We start from the raw sequence: 15,001 nt of genomic DNA on the forward strand, positions 1-15,001 counted from the left end.
CACTCGCTTAACAAAAGAATACGTAAATCATTCGGAAGCGGGTGATGGGGCGGCTGAGCGCCAGTGGCGCTCATCTTAGCCGCCGACCGAGCCGGCAGGCGAGATACGAACCATGGGTTCGTGATCTCGCCTGCTTTAATAAATAAGACCTAGGTTAAAAACCTAGGTCTTATTTATTAAAGCGGGTGATGGGAATCGAACCCACGTATCTAGCTTGGAAGGCTAGTGTTCTACCATTGAACTACACCCGCATGTACAATATTGAATTTAAATCGGGGTGACAGGATTCGAACCTGCGACCTCCTGGTCCCAAACCAGGCGCTCTACCAAGCTAAGCCACACCCCGTTTGGAAGCGTTTTGTTCATTACCTGACCCGCAACGCAAGTACGATTATATATCCTTATCAAAGTAATTGTCAACACGATTTTTAAATTTTTTTCAAAAAAATTTTCCACATAAATTAAAAAGCTATAAAACATCCTGAATAAAGGGAAAACAATAGGGTAAAATCCGCCTGATGATGATATCATAATAATACATAAAAGGTGGATATAACAACAATGGACAATGAAAAAGAATCGGTATTTTTAAGTGACAATATGATGACCACGGCCTGCATCATCGCTGTATGTGCAAGCCTTATGACCATATTCCTCGTTCGCACCGTAGATGATAAGTTCATCATGTTCGAGGATATCCTCAAGCTCGTAACAATTTGCTGTACTTACGTAGCATACAAGAGATTCAGCTGGGATGTTACCAAGGGCCTCATGGGCGGCGTGCTGTTTTGCCTTATGTACCAGGAAGCCCATCTTGTACTTGAGCAGCTCTGGGGTAAGGAGGACTTCGACACCTACCTGATCATCGGCGTTCAGGGAAGCATATACCTTGCGGCAGCAGGCATGTCCTTCATAATGACGATCATCATCACCATCAATCATTTCATTATTAACTATGCGAAAAAAGGCAATCCCGAGAATGTAATCCTTAACAGAATGGCGATTGTCTATAAAATAGTTGTCACTCTAGTTATGATCATCGCAAACGGCAAGCTTACCTTTGCCAAGACAATCCTTTGGGAAAACGGACTTAGGTACATCACAGATATCGCGATAATTCTTCTTATAATCAGCATTGAATCCAAGATGGATTCCTTCAAGGTGCTCAGGGAAGAACTCCTCAAACAGAAAAAAGAGAGGAGGAAGAGCAAATGACCTTGAGAAAACGACTTACCGGAATCTGGCTGATGGCGATGGCACTGCTTTCATTTGGAGCTTATACAACCTTCTTTGTGGCGCAGATGTCGGCGCCTTACATAGTTTACTGGACGCTTCCGATTTTCCAGAGTATAGCGCTTGTGATTTATCTGTGGGGACCTGATAAGATCAGATTAAAACCGTTAAGGCTCATGTACAGGCTTTGTTATGCGACTTCGTTCCTGGTTATTCCTGCGTTTGTATTTATATTCATGGGACTGATATCCCAGTATCATGTGAATATAAAAGAGAGCATAGATGCGCGAAATATTCCTGTGAAAGATATCCTTCCGGGGGATGAGACGCTTATTTTCAAAACCGATAAGGTTTACGTGTTTTTTCCTGAATATACCACGGTGGATCTCGAATGCGGGAAACGCCCGTCAAAATCCGATGAATCGATCACCTGGTGCTGCGGTGCCGCTTTTCAGCATGCTGTGCAGATAAAGTTCGCCCAGGATAACATTGAGGGGGATCACGCATCCCACGGCGAATTCTACGACAGCCCCTATGACAGGGATGCGGACGGAGCCTTCACTTTTGCAAACGGCAAATTTGGATTTGAATTTGAAAATAAAACCGAGGCAGTTCAGGAAGCAGCCAAAGCGGGTGGCAGCGGTTTTATGCAGCTTGCCATGATAAAAGACAAAAAAAATGTCATGAATTTCGACAGACCGAGAGCCAGATGCTACAGGGCTCTTGCGGAACTTAACGGGAACCTTTGCGTGATAGATTCCGTAAAAATGATGCATTTTAATGAATTCATGTCTGAACTTAGAAGGCTTGGCGTAACTAACGCAGTGTACATGGACATGGGCGCAGGCTGGAACTACTCCTGGTACAGAAGCGCGAATGGAAAAGTGCGAACACTCTTTGGGCTTCCTGTGCCGTGGTCTCACAACTGGATTGTTTTCAGGAAATAAGTAAAACCGGAGAACGTAAGCTCTTTAAGAACTGTAAGGCGGATGAATATTATGAATCACACCATTGATTATGTAAATATAGGAATATCGTCGTTCCTACTGGCGATAGTTGGCATCAAGCTTTTCGGAGACATCCACATGAGGAAGAATGCCAACAAGGAAAGAGGCCAGTTTACCAAGATGCTCATTTCGGATATGCTTATGCTTATCTCTGTTCTTGCTGTGAAAATTGTGGTATGCCAGGACTTTGATAACGACGAGCTGGTGCTTATTACCAAAATTGCATATTCTGTATATTTTATCGCTTTTTATTCACTCCTTGGATTTTACGGAATATATGTTTCATATTATATTTCCAGGCGATGCGGTAGAAAGCTTGAGATGAAGAAGTTTGTAATACCGCTGGCCACAATATTTTCCATATTTTGGGTGGTTTGCCTCTTTTACGGTTTTGTAGTATCCTTCGATGGAATCAATTTTGAAAAGGGACCGCTTTACTTTGCGGGCCAGGTCGGCGGCTATCTGATCATTCTTCTTGTCCTTGTCTACATGATTGTTTATAGAAAATACCTCAAGAAGGATAATGTCATTGCGCTTTTGTCAATCATATTTTTTCCGCTTATCGGAGTAATACTCAGGGCATTCGTGCCGGGAATCGAGATCATGCCCTACATGATCTGCCTGTCTCTTATTTTTATGGATAATACCTTCCAATATGAGCAGGAGAGGCTCCTTCTTGAGCAGGAGGATAAAATATCCAGAGACAGAATCAAGATCCTTCTGACGCAGATTAAGCCGCATTTTTTATATAACGTGCTGAACTCGATCTATGTCCTTTGTGAAAAGGATCCCGAAAAGGCACAGGAGGCCATCGGAAGGTTCTCGGATTACCTTCGCGGAAACTTAAGTAACCTTGAAAAGGAGGACTGCATCACCTTCCTTAGGGAGATGGAGCATGTCACCAATTACCTCAGCCTTGAGAAGATGCGTTTTCGTGAAAAGCTGACCATCAAATACGATATCAAAGATGAGAGCTTCGATATTCCGGCCCTTTCGGTGCAGCTGCTTGCGGAAAATGCCGTTAAGCACGGAATCCATAAAAAAGAAGAGGGAGGAACGGTTAGGATTGAAAGCTATTCCGATTCGGAATACTATTATGTGATAGTGGAAGATGACGGAGTCGGATTTAACCCCGATGAGTACAAAGAGGGCGACGGGCTTCACATAGGCCTTGATAATCTTAGGGAGAGGCTCCTTAGAATGTGCGGCGGACACCTTGTTGTTGAGAGCACTCCGGGAGTCGGAACGAAGTCGACCATCACGATCCCCCGTGGATCTAATTAAAAAGGAGTAATGAAAAAATAATGCGAATAATTGCAATTGACGATGAGGACCTTGCACTTGAAGGCTGTATGAATGCCATAAAAAAAGCGATTCCGGGTGCCCAGGTTGAGGGCTTTACCAGTGGAAAAGCCGCTCTCGAAAAGGTTGTGGATATAAAACCACAGATAGCTTTTCTTGATGTGGAGATGAGAACGGACAACGGCGTGGAAGTTGCGAAAAGACTGCAGGTAATAAATCCAAGAATCAATATAATTTTTGTCACGGGCTATTCTGAATATATGAAGGAAGCCTTTGCGCTCTATGCCAGCGGATATATTATGAAGCCTGTTACGCCTGCCAAGATTAAGAGCGAGTTTGAACACCTGAGGTTCCCAATAGAGGCAGAAAAAAATGCAAAGCTGCGAATTCACACCTTCGGGGAGTTTGAGGCCTTTACAAAGGACGGGCTGCCGCTTGAATTTGCTTACAGTAAGACCAAGGAACTCCTTGCGGTTCTGATTGATGCCAACGGAGCGATGAGAACCTTTGATCAGATCATGGATAGAATCTGGCAGGATGAGGATGATCCCAGCGGTCACAGATCCTATATGAGAAACCTCTTTGCCGATATGAGCAGAATATTTAACGAAAACGATTGCGTAAATGCTCTTATAAGAAGGCGCGGTGAGGCCGGAATTAATAAAGAATATTTTGACTGCGATTATTTCAATTATCTCGCGGGACAGCGTGAAGACTCGGGTTTCGCGGGTGAGTACATGAATCAGTACAGTTGGGCGGAGCCGACACTTGGAAAATTATGTCAGCTTTCCGATGATTTTTGGTAAAAACGTTTCAGTAAAGTCTGAGAAGCCGCATAAACAGTGAACTTAAACGTTGTGACACTTTTGTGACGCATAATATGAGACAATAAAGTCCCAAATGATTTCCTCTATTATATAGTTCCCTCTATAATAATTAAGGATGGGAAGAGCGCTTGCATTGCAAGCGCTTTTTTCATGCCTTTTTTGATGTTTTTTAATATTTGGGGTTGATAAAATACATCAAGTGTATTATTATGTATAAAACAAAGTGATTAATGAATAAATATGCAATAATTCATGAATAAAACTTGTATAAAGAAGGAGGCTATTATGAAGAAGAAACTTATCTCAGCTATTTTAATCGGAGCTATGACTTTTAGCATGACAGCATGCGGCGGCGCATCTAAGGATGCAGAAGCTCCCGCACAGACAGAGCAGAGCGCAGAGACAGCAGAGAGTACAGAAGCTACCGAGGAGGCAGCAGGTGAAGAGGCTTCTGCAAGCGCAGAGATTTCCACAGTTACACCCGGAAAGCTCACAGTAGCAACATCACCCGATTTTGCACCTTATGAATTTTATGCAGTAGGCGATGACGGAACACCTACTCTTGCAGGTTTTGATATTGCACTTGCTCAGTACATCGCAGATTATCTCGGACTTGAGCTCGAGGTAGTACCGGTTGACTTTGACGGTGTTCTTATGGAGCTTCAGACTAAGGCAGTTGACCTTGGAGTTGCAGGACTTTCACCCGATCCGAAGCGTGAATCCATCATGGACTTTTCAGATATCTATTATGAGGGAGGTCAGTCCTTCGTATGTCTTCAGTCCAATAAGGATAAGTTCACAAGCCTTGAGGATACCAATAACCCTGATATCGAAGTAGGCGCTCAGACAGGTGCCATCCAGGTTGACCTTGCACAGGCTAACAGCCCTGATGCAGAGCTTATCCAGCTGACAAAGGTTACAGATATTATTGCAGAGCTTCTTGCAGGTAAGCTTGACGGTGCATACATCGAGACAGCAGTTGCAGAGAGTTATGCCAAGAATTATCCCGAGCTTTGCGTAGTACTTGATGTACCTTATGACGGAGCAGAGGGTTCAGCTATCGGTGTCAGCAAGGGCAATGATGCTCTTAAGGCCGGCGTTAACGAGGCGATTGCCAAGGCTAAGGCAGAAGGAAAAATGGATGAGTTTGTAGCAACAGCTAACGAGCAGGCTTCAGGCGAGATTATCGAGGGACTTCTTGATCAGTAATAATTGATCGGATTGAAAAACAAGAATGCGAACCCGGAGATGTCATGTTTCCGGGTTCGTTTAATTTTGCGGAAATGTTCTGCATTTTCATCCGGGTTTTATGATATATTAGAAATGACACATTAACATAATTTCGGAGATAAAAATACGTTATGAACAGTTTTATACAAATTGAGAATTTTTCAAAAATCTCACCTTATGCTTCACTATTCTGGCAGGGCATGGCGGTTACGATCATGCTTTCGCTTTTCACCGTGGCCATTGGTTTCGTGCTGGCACTTATTCTTTCGGCAATGAGAATGACAAAGTTCTATCCTCTTGCATTTCTTGGGCTCGATAAGGATGGACATCAGAAGGAGAAAGGAATCGGTGTAACAATCGGAAAGTTTAATCCGATAAGCTTCCTTGCGACTGCTTATGTTGAGATTTTGAGATCGACTCCCGTTATCGTTCAGGTGGCGATCATCTACTATGGCGTATTTGGAGCGCTCATAGAACTTCCCAATTTTACATTTCTTGGATTTATTAAATTCGAGCGATTTTTCCCCGGAGTTGTGGCTCTTGGTATGAACTCTGGTGCATACCTGTGCGAGATCATGAGATCCGGTATTCAGTCGATCGACGGCGGTCAGACTGAGGCTGCCAGATCTCTTGGTATGAGTCAGTTCCAGAATATGAAATATATCATTCTTCCGCAGGCGATAAAGAATATTCTTCCTGCGATTGCGAATGAGTTCGTTGTTATCATCAAGGAGTCAGCGATAACCTATACCATCGGCGTTCAGGATATTATGTCTGCGGTTAACGCTGTGCGCGGTGCAACCTTCATTATTATCGAGCCTTTGCTTGTGGCAACGGCAATTTATTTCTGCCTGTGCTTCCCTACAAGTAAGGTAATTGCATATTTCGAAAGGAGGATGAGCCGTGGAGACAAGAGATAAGCTTATACAGATTACAAATCTTGAAAAACACTATAATTTCGGAAAAATCAAGGCTCTCGACGGTGTGACCGTTGACATTGATAAGGGCGATGTCATGGTTGTTATCGGGCCTTCGGGAAGCGGAAAATCGACTTTTCTTCGCTCACTGAATCTCCTTGAGGAGCCCACGGGCGGCGCAATTATTTTTGATAATGTCGATATCACCAAGAAGAAATACAAAGATGAAAACGGTAAGTGGGTGAAGGTGAATATGGATCTTCACAGGCAGAAGATGGGAATGGTTTTCCAGCATTTCAATCTTTTCCCGCACAAGACAATAATGGAGAACATGATTCTCGCACCTGTTAAGGTTAAGCATATGCCGGAGGATGTGGCAAAGAAAAAGGCGTACGATCTTTTGGGCCGCGTAGGTCTTTTTGACAGGGCAGACGCTTATCCGATTCAGCTCTCAGGCGGTCAGAAGCAGCGTATAGCTATTGTTAGGGCGCTTATGATGGAACCCGAAGTAATGTTGTTTGATGAGCCTACTTCCGCCTTAGATCCGGAGATGGTCGGCGAAGTTCTTGATGTTATGAAGCAGCTGGCAGACGAGGGTATGACGATGGTTGTGGTAACTCACGAGATGGGTTTTGCACGTGAAGTGGGTAACCGTGTGCTTTTTATGGCTGATGGTAAGCTCCTTGAGCAGGGCTCTCCCGATGAGATTTTCAACCACCCCAATCACCCGCGCCTTAAGGAATTCCTGAGCAAAGTGTTATAAATTCAGGGACGCACGCAGCGTAAGCAGCAGAAATTTGTGTTTTCGTCTGCGTCGTGGTTTATAAGAAATATAAAAATAATGGATTCCTTCTTTCACGTTGTTCAAAGCAGTCGGAACCCATTATTTTTATATTTTATAAACCATCTCCTCGTCCGAGACCTACAAATTTCTGCTGCTTATGCTGCGGGCTGGCTCTGGAATTTATAACAGTCTTTGCCGGGAGTAATGAATGGCGAAGGTGATGGGGTGTGTATAAGAGTGGTTCTACGAGGTAATAATATTTATTAGGCTATTCTAGGTGAGAATATTAACTAATTCAGGATATGGATTAAAAGAGGGTGTGTGATGACTGAAATAAAAAAGGATGCGGTTGGTGAAATTGAAAAGAAAAGTGATCTTATAAAAGATGTGGCGGGGCGTATTTGGGAGTACGCGGAGCTGTCTCTGAAAGAGTATAAGTCCTGCGATTTATACTGCGAGGTGTGTGAGAAGGAAGGTTTTACGGTGGAGAAGGGGATTTGTAATATTCCCACAGCATTCAAGGCGAGCTTTGGAAGCGGGAAGCCGGTGATCGGAATTCTGGCGGAGTATGATGCGCTATCCGGGCTTTCACAGGAGGCTGCGTCACTTGAGGAAAAGCCGATAGAGCAGGGCGGTTCAGGACACGGATGTGGTCACAACCTTTTGGGAGCCGGAGCTCTGGCGGCAGCGATCGGAATAAAGAAGTATCTTGAGGAACGATTGAAGAATGCTGAAGATAAACAGGCAGCAGAAGTCGGTACTGTAATCCTCTACGGCTGTCCCGGTGAGGAGGGCTGCGCCTCCAAGGCTTTCATGGCAAGGGACGGAGAATGGAAAAAGCTGGATGCTGCGCTGACCTGGCATCCCGCTGACAGTAACGAGGTTGTTACGGGATCGTCGAATTCCTGCATACAGGTGGAGTACACTTTTCATGGAATAGCATCCCATGCCTCCGGCGCCCCTGAAAAGGGAAGAAGCGCACTGGATGCGGTAGAGCTGATGAATATCGGCGTTCAGTTTTTACGAGAACATATAAGTGACAGGGCGCGGGTGCACTACGCTATAACCGATGCGGGCGGAGTGAGTCCTAATGTGGTTCAGCCCAATGCGAAGGTGCTGTATATGGTTCGCTCCAATCACGTGGCGGAGGCGGTGGAGCTTCAAAAGCGTGTCGATAAGATCGCGGAGGGTGCTGCACTGATGACCGAGACGACTTTTGTCAGGAAGTTTGTTGATGGCATGTCGGATACTGTGACGAACCGCGCGCTGGAAAAAGTGCTCTATAAGAATTTCGAAGAGCTTGGGGTGCCGACCTTCAATGAGGAGGAACTCGAGTTTGCAAGTGCGCTTTCAAAGACCTTTGAGCCTGATGGGAACGGGATGAATGTGGCCCTTCGTCCGCATTTTATGGGCGAGGCGTTTGAGCCAACTTCAACCGATGTCGGGGATGTGAGCTGGAATGTTCCGACAGCACAGATTCGTGTTACAGCCTGGCCTGACGGGTGTCCCGGACACAGCTGGCAGAATGTTTCCTGTGCCGGATCTTCGATAGGATATAAGGCAGCAGTTCATGCGGGCAAGGTTTTGTGTGCTGCGGCTATCGATATTTTTGAGGATAAAAATATTCTTGATGAAGCTGCAAAAGAGTTTGCGGAGCGCACGAAGAGCGGGTATGTCTGCCCGATTCCCGAAGACGCTATTCCGGAAGTATAATTTTTGTTGAAAAACACCAATTGCATTTGGCGCGATTTTAGTTTAAAGTATGTGTGTCGCACAACTGGCGGATATGTGGGTAACCACAGGGGAGTGCGAAAATATTTTGAATGTCGACCGCCTGGGCAACCGTTTGTAATGGTATGCTCAGGCGGTTTTTATTTTATATAAAACGGAGGTTTTTATGGTAAATCTTGCAACAGAACTTAGCTCAAATTCTTATCCGGGGCGCGGCATTGTGATTGGCACAAGTGCCGATGGAAAGTATGCTGTTACTGCTTACTTCATCATGGGCAGAAGCGAGAACAGCAGAAACAGAGTGTTTGTTACAGAGGGAGAGGGCATTCGCACAGAAGCTTTCGATCCCGCAAAGCTTGAGGATCCGAGCCTTATCATCTATGCACCTGTTCGCGTGCGCGGTGAGTACACAATTGTGACAAACGGTGATCAGACAGATACCATCTATGATCTTATGGAGGCAGGACAGTCCTTCGAGGAGTCCCTCAGAACCAGAGAGTTTGAGCCCGATGCGCCTAACTATACACCTCGTATTTCAGGACTTATGCACATCGATGACGGCAAATACGACATCTCTATGTCTATTCTTAAGAGCGACCATAACGATCCTTCTTCATGCCTCAGATTTACATATACCTATGAGAATCCCAAGGCAGGAAAAGGTTACTTCATCCACACCTACATGGGCGATGGCAATCCGCTTCCGAGCTACGAAGGCGAGCCCACAGAGGTAGAAATCTCCGGTGATATCGACGAGTTCACAAAACTTGTATGGGATAACCTCAACGAAGACAACAAAGTCTCCCTTTTCACCCGCTACATCGACATCGCTACAGGCAAATATGAAACCCGCATTGTAAACAAAAATTAATAACACTATTACGTAAAATATTCCTTGTATAAACGATAATATTAAACTGAACCTATCAAAATTTTTATTGTATGAGTGAGCAGCCGGCGAAGTAAGCTATATTCTTTCTTAGCCGATTATGCGTATTTTGCAACGAGGCTAAGAAAGAATATAGCTTATGACAACGGCCGCGGACTACAGGAGAAGAAAAAATGAAAGAATTAGCACTTAAGTATGGTTGTAATCCGAATCAGAAACCCTCAAGAGTTTTCATGGAGGATGGAAGTGACCTTCCGATAGAAGTTTTAAACGGCAAGCCCGGCTACATCAACCTTCTTGATGCATTTAACGGCTGGCAGCTTGTTTCAGAATTAAAGGCAGCAACAGGAATGCCTGCAGCAACTTCCTTTAAGCACGTATCACCTGCGGGAGCTGCAATAGGACTTCCTCTTACAGATATTGAGAAGAAAATCTACTGGGTTGAGGACCTTGGCGACCTCTCACCTATGGCAAGCGCATATGCAAGAGCAAGAGGCGCTGACAGAATGTCATCCTTCGGTGATTTCATTTCACTTTCAGATACTTGTGATGAGGATACCGCAAGACTTATCAAGAGAGAAGTTTCAGACGGAATCATCGCTCCAGATTACACAGAAAAAGCCCTTGAAATTCTTAAGGCAAAGAAGAACGGCAACTATGCTGTAATCAAGATCGATCCCTCTTACAAGCCCGCAGCTCTTGAGAAGAAGCAGGTATTCGGAATCACCTTTGAGCAAGGACACAATGACATCGTGATTGATGACAAGATGCTTGAAAACATCGTGACAAACAATAAGAACCTCACCGATGCAGCTAAGAAGGATCTTTTGATATCTCTCATAACTCTTAAGTATACTCAGTCTAACTCAGTATGCTATGTAAAGGGCGGCCAGGCAATCGGTATCGGAGCAGGTCAGCAGTCAAGAATTCACTGCACAAGACTTGCAGGCTCAAAGGCGGATAACTGGTTCCTCAGACAGTCCCCCCAGGTTCTTGAGCTTCCTTTCCTTGATGACATCAGAAGAGCAGACAGAGACAATGCCATCGATCTCTATATCGGCGTTGATTATATGGACGTTCTTGCAGAGGGCAAGTGGCAGAATCTTTTCAAGGTAAAACCGGAGGTGTTCACAGAGGCTGATAAGCGCGCATGGCTTGATAAAAATACTGACGTTGCACTCGGCTCTGATGCGTTCTTCCCCTTCGGCGACAACATCGAGAGAGCAGCTAAGAGCGGCGTAAAATATGTGGCACAGCCCGGTGGTTCTGTGCGTGATGACAACGTTATTCAGGCAGCCAACGACCACGATATGGTAATGGCGTTTACAGGCATGAGATTCTTCCATCATTAATCATTTCGGGAAGCATTTCCGGAAGCACAATTAAACAGACTAACATTTTTGGAGACCCATATATTGGACATGTATGGGTCTCTTTTTGTGGTAAAATTTAGACTGTATAAACACTCAATTAGTGAAGGAGTTATTGACATGCTGCGTTTTATTTTTGGCGCCTCGGGAGCGGGGAAAAGCTATCACCTGAGGAAAGAAATAATTGAGAGAAGTATTGCTGAGCCTGACAGGAATTTTCTTATCGTGGTTCCTGATCAGTTCACCATGCAGACGCAGATGGATATTGTAAAACAGCACCCTGATCATGGCATCATGAACATTGATGTTGTCAGCTTTTCCAGACTCTCCCATCGTATTTTCGAGGAGGTCGGAGAGAGCCATGAGAAGGTGCTTGATGATATGGGTAAAAGCCTTGTGCTTAGGCATGTTGCGGAGGAGATAAAAAGTGATCTCCCCATAATAGGCGGAAGTATGCACAAGATGGGCTATATAGATGAAGTGAAGTCCACTGTTTCCGAGTTTATGCAGTATGGCATCGAACCGGAGATGCTGGATGATATTATAGATGTTTGCGGGAACAAAGGCGCTCTCAAGGCCAAGCTTTCGGACTTAAGGCTCCTTTATTCCGAATTTAAAAAATACATCAAGGGAAATTATATCGCCCAGGAGGAGCTTCTTGATGTCCTCTGCAGGGCGCTTCCATCATCGAAGCTTATCGCCGACAGTGTGATTGCCTTTGATGGTTTCACCGGCTTTACACCGATTCAGTACAGGGTTATTGCCGAGATACTGCGATTATCATCAGAGGTTATCTTTTCCTTTACTCTCGGACAGGAGGACAATCCCTATAACTATGACAGGAATGAGGAACAGGAGCTGTTTTTGCTTACGAAGAAGACAGTTCATGACCTTTTGCGCCTTGAATATGAAAATGAAAAAAGCTCGGATCCTTCTACTGTGCCTGATTTTGAGAGATGGGCAGCCTATAGGAACGAAAACTCACGCGATGTCTTTTTGAAAAACACTGAGAAGGGAAGGCATGCATCAAATCCGGAGCTCACATTTTTGGAGAAGCATCTTTTCAGATACGGAAATGCTAAGTATGGAGTTTCGGAGAATGGAGATTCGCAGGAAGGTGAAACTGCAAAGTGCACAAGTATTGGTATTCTCGAGGCGGACACGGTAAGCCGCGAGGTTCAGATGGTTTTATCGAGGATCAGGAAGCTCATTAGGGAAAACGGAGAGCTGCACTATCGCGATTTTGCCATAGTGTGCGGAAGCCTTGAAAGGTATGGCGAGGTGATCAGCAATGAAGCCGGGAAGTATGAGGTCCCGATTTATCTGGACCAGACCGGTAATATCAAGCTGAATCCCCTTATTGAAGCTATAAGAAGTGCGCTTCTTACTGTGACTTCCAGGTATAGCTATGAGTCTGTGTTCCATTTTCTGCGCAGCGGATTGTCACCTCTTACGGCAAATGAGACGGACAGGCTTGAGAACTATGTCCGTGCACTGGGTATTCGCGGAATAAAGGGATGGGAGACTGACTTTGAACGTATCCCGGGACAGATAATGAGGAAACTCAAAATGTCCAATAAAAAGGACAGTGAAAATATTATAATCGAGGAGCAGAAAAAAGCATACCTGAGTGATTTGAATTCTCTGAGACAAAAAACAGTGGAGGCACTGGCGCCCTTATTTTGCGCTGAGGGGAAGAAGGTGCTTGATTATTCCCGCGCTCTCTACGAATTCCTGACAGGCCTTGGTGCCCAGGGGAAAATGGCGGAGTTTGAGAATAGCTTTCGCGGGCAGGGCGATGAGATAAGGACTAAAGAATATTCCGTTATTTATCGCAAGGTAATAGCACTCCTTGATCAGGTGACTGCGCTTATGGGCGATGAGAAGATCACCTGGAAGGAATATGCGGAGATTCTCGATGTGGGCTTTTCGGACATCGAGATCGGTACCATTCCGCAGAGCGTAGACAGAATTGTTGTCGGAGATATCGAGAGGACGAGACTTAAGGAAGTTAAGACCTTGTTCTTTCTTGGAGTTAATGATGACCTGATTCCGAAGGCGGCGGGAACGGGCGGCATTATCTCGGATATCGAGAGGCAGTTCCTTGCTGATTCTCTGACAGGTATAGAGCTGGCGCCTACGCCCAGGCAGCAGATGTATATACAGCGGCTATATCTGTACATGAACCTGACGAAGCCTTCTGAGAGACTCTATTTGTCATTTGCACATCTTGATCCGGATGGTAAGAGTATCAGACCGGCGTACCTTATAGGCAAGATAACGGCGCTTTTCCCCAGAGTGGTTACCGAGCGCTTTGATGACAGAGCAGAGGGTGACATTATTCAGACGGCCGGAAATGGCCTTGATTACATCGCAGAGCATATTCAGGACTACTCGCGAGGATATATGAATGAGGAAGAGGAGAATGCCTTCTGCGGGCTGTTTAACGCTCTTTCGGGTCATAGGGAGAGACTCCTTAAAATGGTGGAGGCTGCGGGCGTCAGATACGATCATAAGCCCCTTTCCGATACTGTGGCATCGATGCTGTATGGGAATTTCCTTGTCAACTCTGTCAGCAGACTTGAGAAGTATGCTCAGTGTGCCTATGCTCATTTTCTTCAGTATGGTCTGAGGCTTGATGAGCGAGAGGAGTTCACCTTTGATCAGGCAGATCTCGGTACCGTTTTCCATGGCGCCCTGGAGAAGTTTTCGAAAAAGCTGGAGGAGGAAAATCTTTCCTGGGACAGTTTTTCCAAGGAGGACGGAGAGCGGATAATGGAGGAAGCTCTCACCGAATTTACCGATGGATATAACGGCAATATCCTTGAGAGCACGAAGAGAAATGAATATCTGATGCAGAGGATAAAACGCATCCTTTTCAGAAGTGTTGATACGCTCCAGTATCAGCTTAAGAAGGGTTCTTTTGTTCCAAGGAGCATGGAGACTTCCTTCGATGAAGCGGGTGAGATCGATGCAATCAATATCGCCCTGACAGAGGATGAGCGCGGCAGGATTTTGCAGCGCATGAAGCTAACGGGAAGCATCGACAGAATAGATACCTATGAGGATGCTGACCATGTCTATATCAAGGTAATAGATTTTAAATCGGGTAATAAGAAGTTTGATCTGTGTGCATTATATTATGGATTGCAGCTTCAGCTTGTCATGTATATGAATGTGGCACGAGGAATGGCAGAGGCTAAGAATCGTGGGAAGGAAGCGGTTCCGGCAGCTATTTTGTATTATCATCTGACAGATCCCGTTCTCGACGGGGAGAAGGTGAATCCGGATGCCACAGGCGAAGAGGTCAACGCAATGATTAGGGAGGAGCTTCGTACAAGGGGACTTGTGCAGGCTGACAGGGAGATTATTGATCTTCTGGATCATGAGGCCGGGCAGAAGTCTGATGTAATTCCTGTGAAGTTCAATAAGGACGGGAGTTTCGCAAAGAACGGCTCGGATGTCATGAGTGCCGATGACTTTGAGCAGGTTTCCAGGTATGTAAGTCACCTTATAAAGAAGAGTGGCAGAAATATTTTAAAGGGGGATATAGAGGTTAACCCCTATTCTCAGGGAGACAATACGGCGTGCAAGTACTGCAGGTTCAAATCTGTCTGCGGATTTGAGCAGGGCATTCCGGGATATTCCTGTAGGGAACTCCCACAGATGAAAGACGATGAAGTGATGCAGCGTATTGCATCGGAGGTTTGA

Annotated in this window: 11 protein-coding genes, 2 tRNA genes and 1 riboswitch; of the genes, 11 read left to right on the forward strand and 2 right to left on the reverse strand. The window is 45.3% G+C overall.

Annotated elements, in window-relative coordinates; translation table 11 throughout:
- Positions 1-180: 180 nt before the first annotated feature.
- Positions 181-251 (reverse strand) — tRNA-Gly (locus tag BMW61_RS03785).
- A gap of 21 nt (positions 252-272) precedes the next feature.
- Positions 273-346: transfer RNA gene (locus tag BMW61_RS03790), tRNA-Pro, on the reverse strand.
- A 215-nt stretch (positions 347-561) separates the two neighbouring features.
- Between BMW61_RS03790 and BMW61_RS03795 the strand changes: the two genes are divergently transcribed.
- The 11 genes from BMW61_RS03795 to BMW61_RS03845 all read left to right on the forward strand — a co-directional run bounded on the left by BMW61_RS03795 (position 562) and on the right by BMW61_RS03845 (position 15,001).
- Entirely contained in the window at positions 562-1,215 is a 654-nt protein-coding gene (locus BMW61_RS03795) for a hypothetical protein (protein WP_091819886.1), read from the forward strand.
- Entirely contained in the window at positions 1,212-2,180 is a 969-nt protein-coding gene (locus tag BMW61_RS03800; RefSeq protein WP_091819888.1) for a hypothetical protein, read from the forward strand. The genes BMW61_RS03795 and BMW61_RS03800 overlap by 4 nt, the downstream gene beginning before the upstream one ends.
- A 51-nt stretch (positions 2,181-2,231) precedes the next feature.
- Positions 2,232-3,524 (forward strand): sensor histidine kinase, encoded by a 1,293-nt coding sequence (locus tag BMW61_RS03805; protein ID WP_175475089.1) that lies wholly within the window; start codon positions 2,232-2,234, stop codon positions 3,522-3,524.
- A 20-nt stretch (positions 3,525-3,544) separates the two neighbouring features.
- Positions 3,545-4,348: a response regulator gene (locus BMW61_RS03810; protein WP_091819891.1), complete on the forward strand. Its 804-nt coding sequence runs from the start codon at positions 3,545-3,547 to the stop codon at positions 4,346-4,348.
- 306 nt (positions 4,349-4,654) lie between these two features.
- Complete coding sequence (locus tag BMW61_RS03815; protein ID WP_022762503.1) at positions 4,655-5,578, forward strand: transporter substrate-binding domain-containing protein; 924 nt, start codon at positions 4,655-4,657, stop codon at positions 5,576-5,578.
- Between the two features lie 152 nt (positions 5,579-5,730).
- The gene (locus BMW61_RS03820) at positions 5,731-6,519 is read left to right on the forward strand and encodes an amino acid ABC transporter permease (protein ID WP_091819893.1); all 789 of its coding nucleotides are present in this window, start codon (positions 5,731-5,733) and stop codon (positions 6,517-6,519) included.
- Entirely contained in the window at positions 6,503-7,279 is a 777-nt protein-coding gene (locus BMW61_RS03825; RefSeq protein ID WP_022762501.1) for an amino acid ABC transporter ATP-binding protein, read from the forward strand. Before BMW61_RS03820 ends, BMW61_RS03825 begins: the two co-directional genes overlap by 17 nt.
- Positions 7,280-7,624: 345 nt before the next feature.
- Entirely contained in the window at positions 7,625-9,013 is a 1,389-nt protein-coding gene (locus BMW61_RS03830; RefSeq protein ID WP_091819895.1) for an amidohydrolase, read from the forward strand.
- Positions 9,014-9,063: 50 nt separating this feature from the next.
- Positions 9,064-9,147, forward strand: a riboswitch (ZMP/ZTP riboswitch).
- A gap of 50 nt (positions 9,148-9,197) precedes the next feature.
- Complete coding sequence (locus BMW61_RS03835) at positions 9,198-9,902, forward strand: IMP cyclohydrolase (protein ID WP_091819896.1); 705 nt, start codon at positions 9,198-9,200, stop codon at positions 9,900-9,902.
- A 191-nt stretch (positions 9,903-10,093) separates the two neighbouring features.
- Positions 10,094-11,272: a phosphoribosylaminoimidazolecarboxamide formyltransferase gene (locus BMW61_RS03840; RefSeq protein ID WP_091819899.1), complete on the forward strand. Its 1,179-nt coding sequence runs from the start codon at positions 10,094-10,096 to the stop codon at positions 11,270-11,272.
- 138 nt (positions 11,273-11,410) lie between these two features.
- Complete coding sequence (locus BMW61_RS03845; protein WP_091819901.1) at positions 11,411-15,001, forward strand: PD-(D/E)XK nuclease family protein; 3,591 nt, start codon at positions 11,411-11,413, stop codon at positions 14,999-15,001.

The sequence above is a fragment of the Butyrivibrio sp. ob235 genome, assembly GCF_900109475.1.
Lineage (GTDB): Bacteria > Bacillota > Clostridia > Lachnospirales > Lachnospiraceae > Butyrivibrio.

Coding starts and splice junctions, on each gene's coding strand:
- BMW61_RS03815 (WP_022762503.1), top strand. CDS start 4,655: ATGAAGAAGAAACTTATCTCAGCTATTTTAATCGGAGCTATGACTTTT.
- BMW61_RS03830 (WP_091819895.1), top strand. CDS start 7,625: ATGACTGAAATAAAAAAGGATGCGGTTGGTGAAATTGAAAAGAAAAGT.
- BMW61_RS03805 (WP_175475089.1), top strand. CDS start 2,232: ATGAATCACACCATTGATTATGTAAATATAGGAATATCGTCGTTCCTA.
- BMW61_RS03800 (WP_091819888.1), top strand. CDS start 1,212: ATGACCTTGAGAAAACGACTTACCGGAATCTGGCTGATGGCGATGGCA.
- BMW61_RS03840 (WP_091819899.1), top strand. CDS start 10,094: ATGAAAGAATTAGCACTTAAGTATGGTTGTAATCCGAATCAGAAACCC.
- BMW61_RS03845 (WP_091819901.1), top strand. CDS start 11,411: ATGCTGCGTTTTATTTTTGGCGCCTCGGGAGCGGGGAAAAGCTATCAC.
- BMW61_RS03810 (WP_091819891.1), top strand. CDS start 3,545: ATGCGAATAATTGCAATTGACGATGAGGACCTTGCACTTGAAGGCTGT.
- BMW61_RS03835 (WP_091819896.1), top strand. CDS start 9,198: ATGGTAAATCTTGCAACAGAACTTAGCTCAAATTCTTATCCGGGGCGC.
- BMW61_RS03820 (WP_091819893.1), top strand. CDS start 5,731: ATGAACAGTTTTATACAAATTGAGAATTTTTCAAAAATCTCACCTTAT.
- BMW61_RS03795 (WP_091819886.1), top strand. CDS start 562: ATGGACAATGAAAAAGAATCGGTATTTTTAAGTGACAATATGATGACC.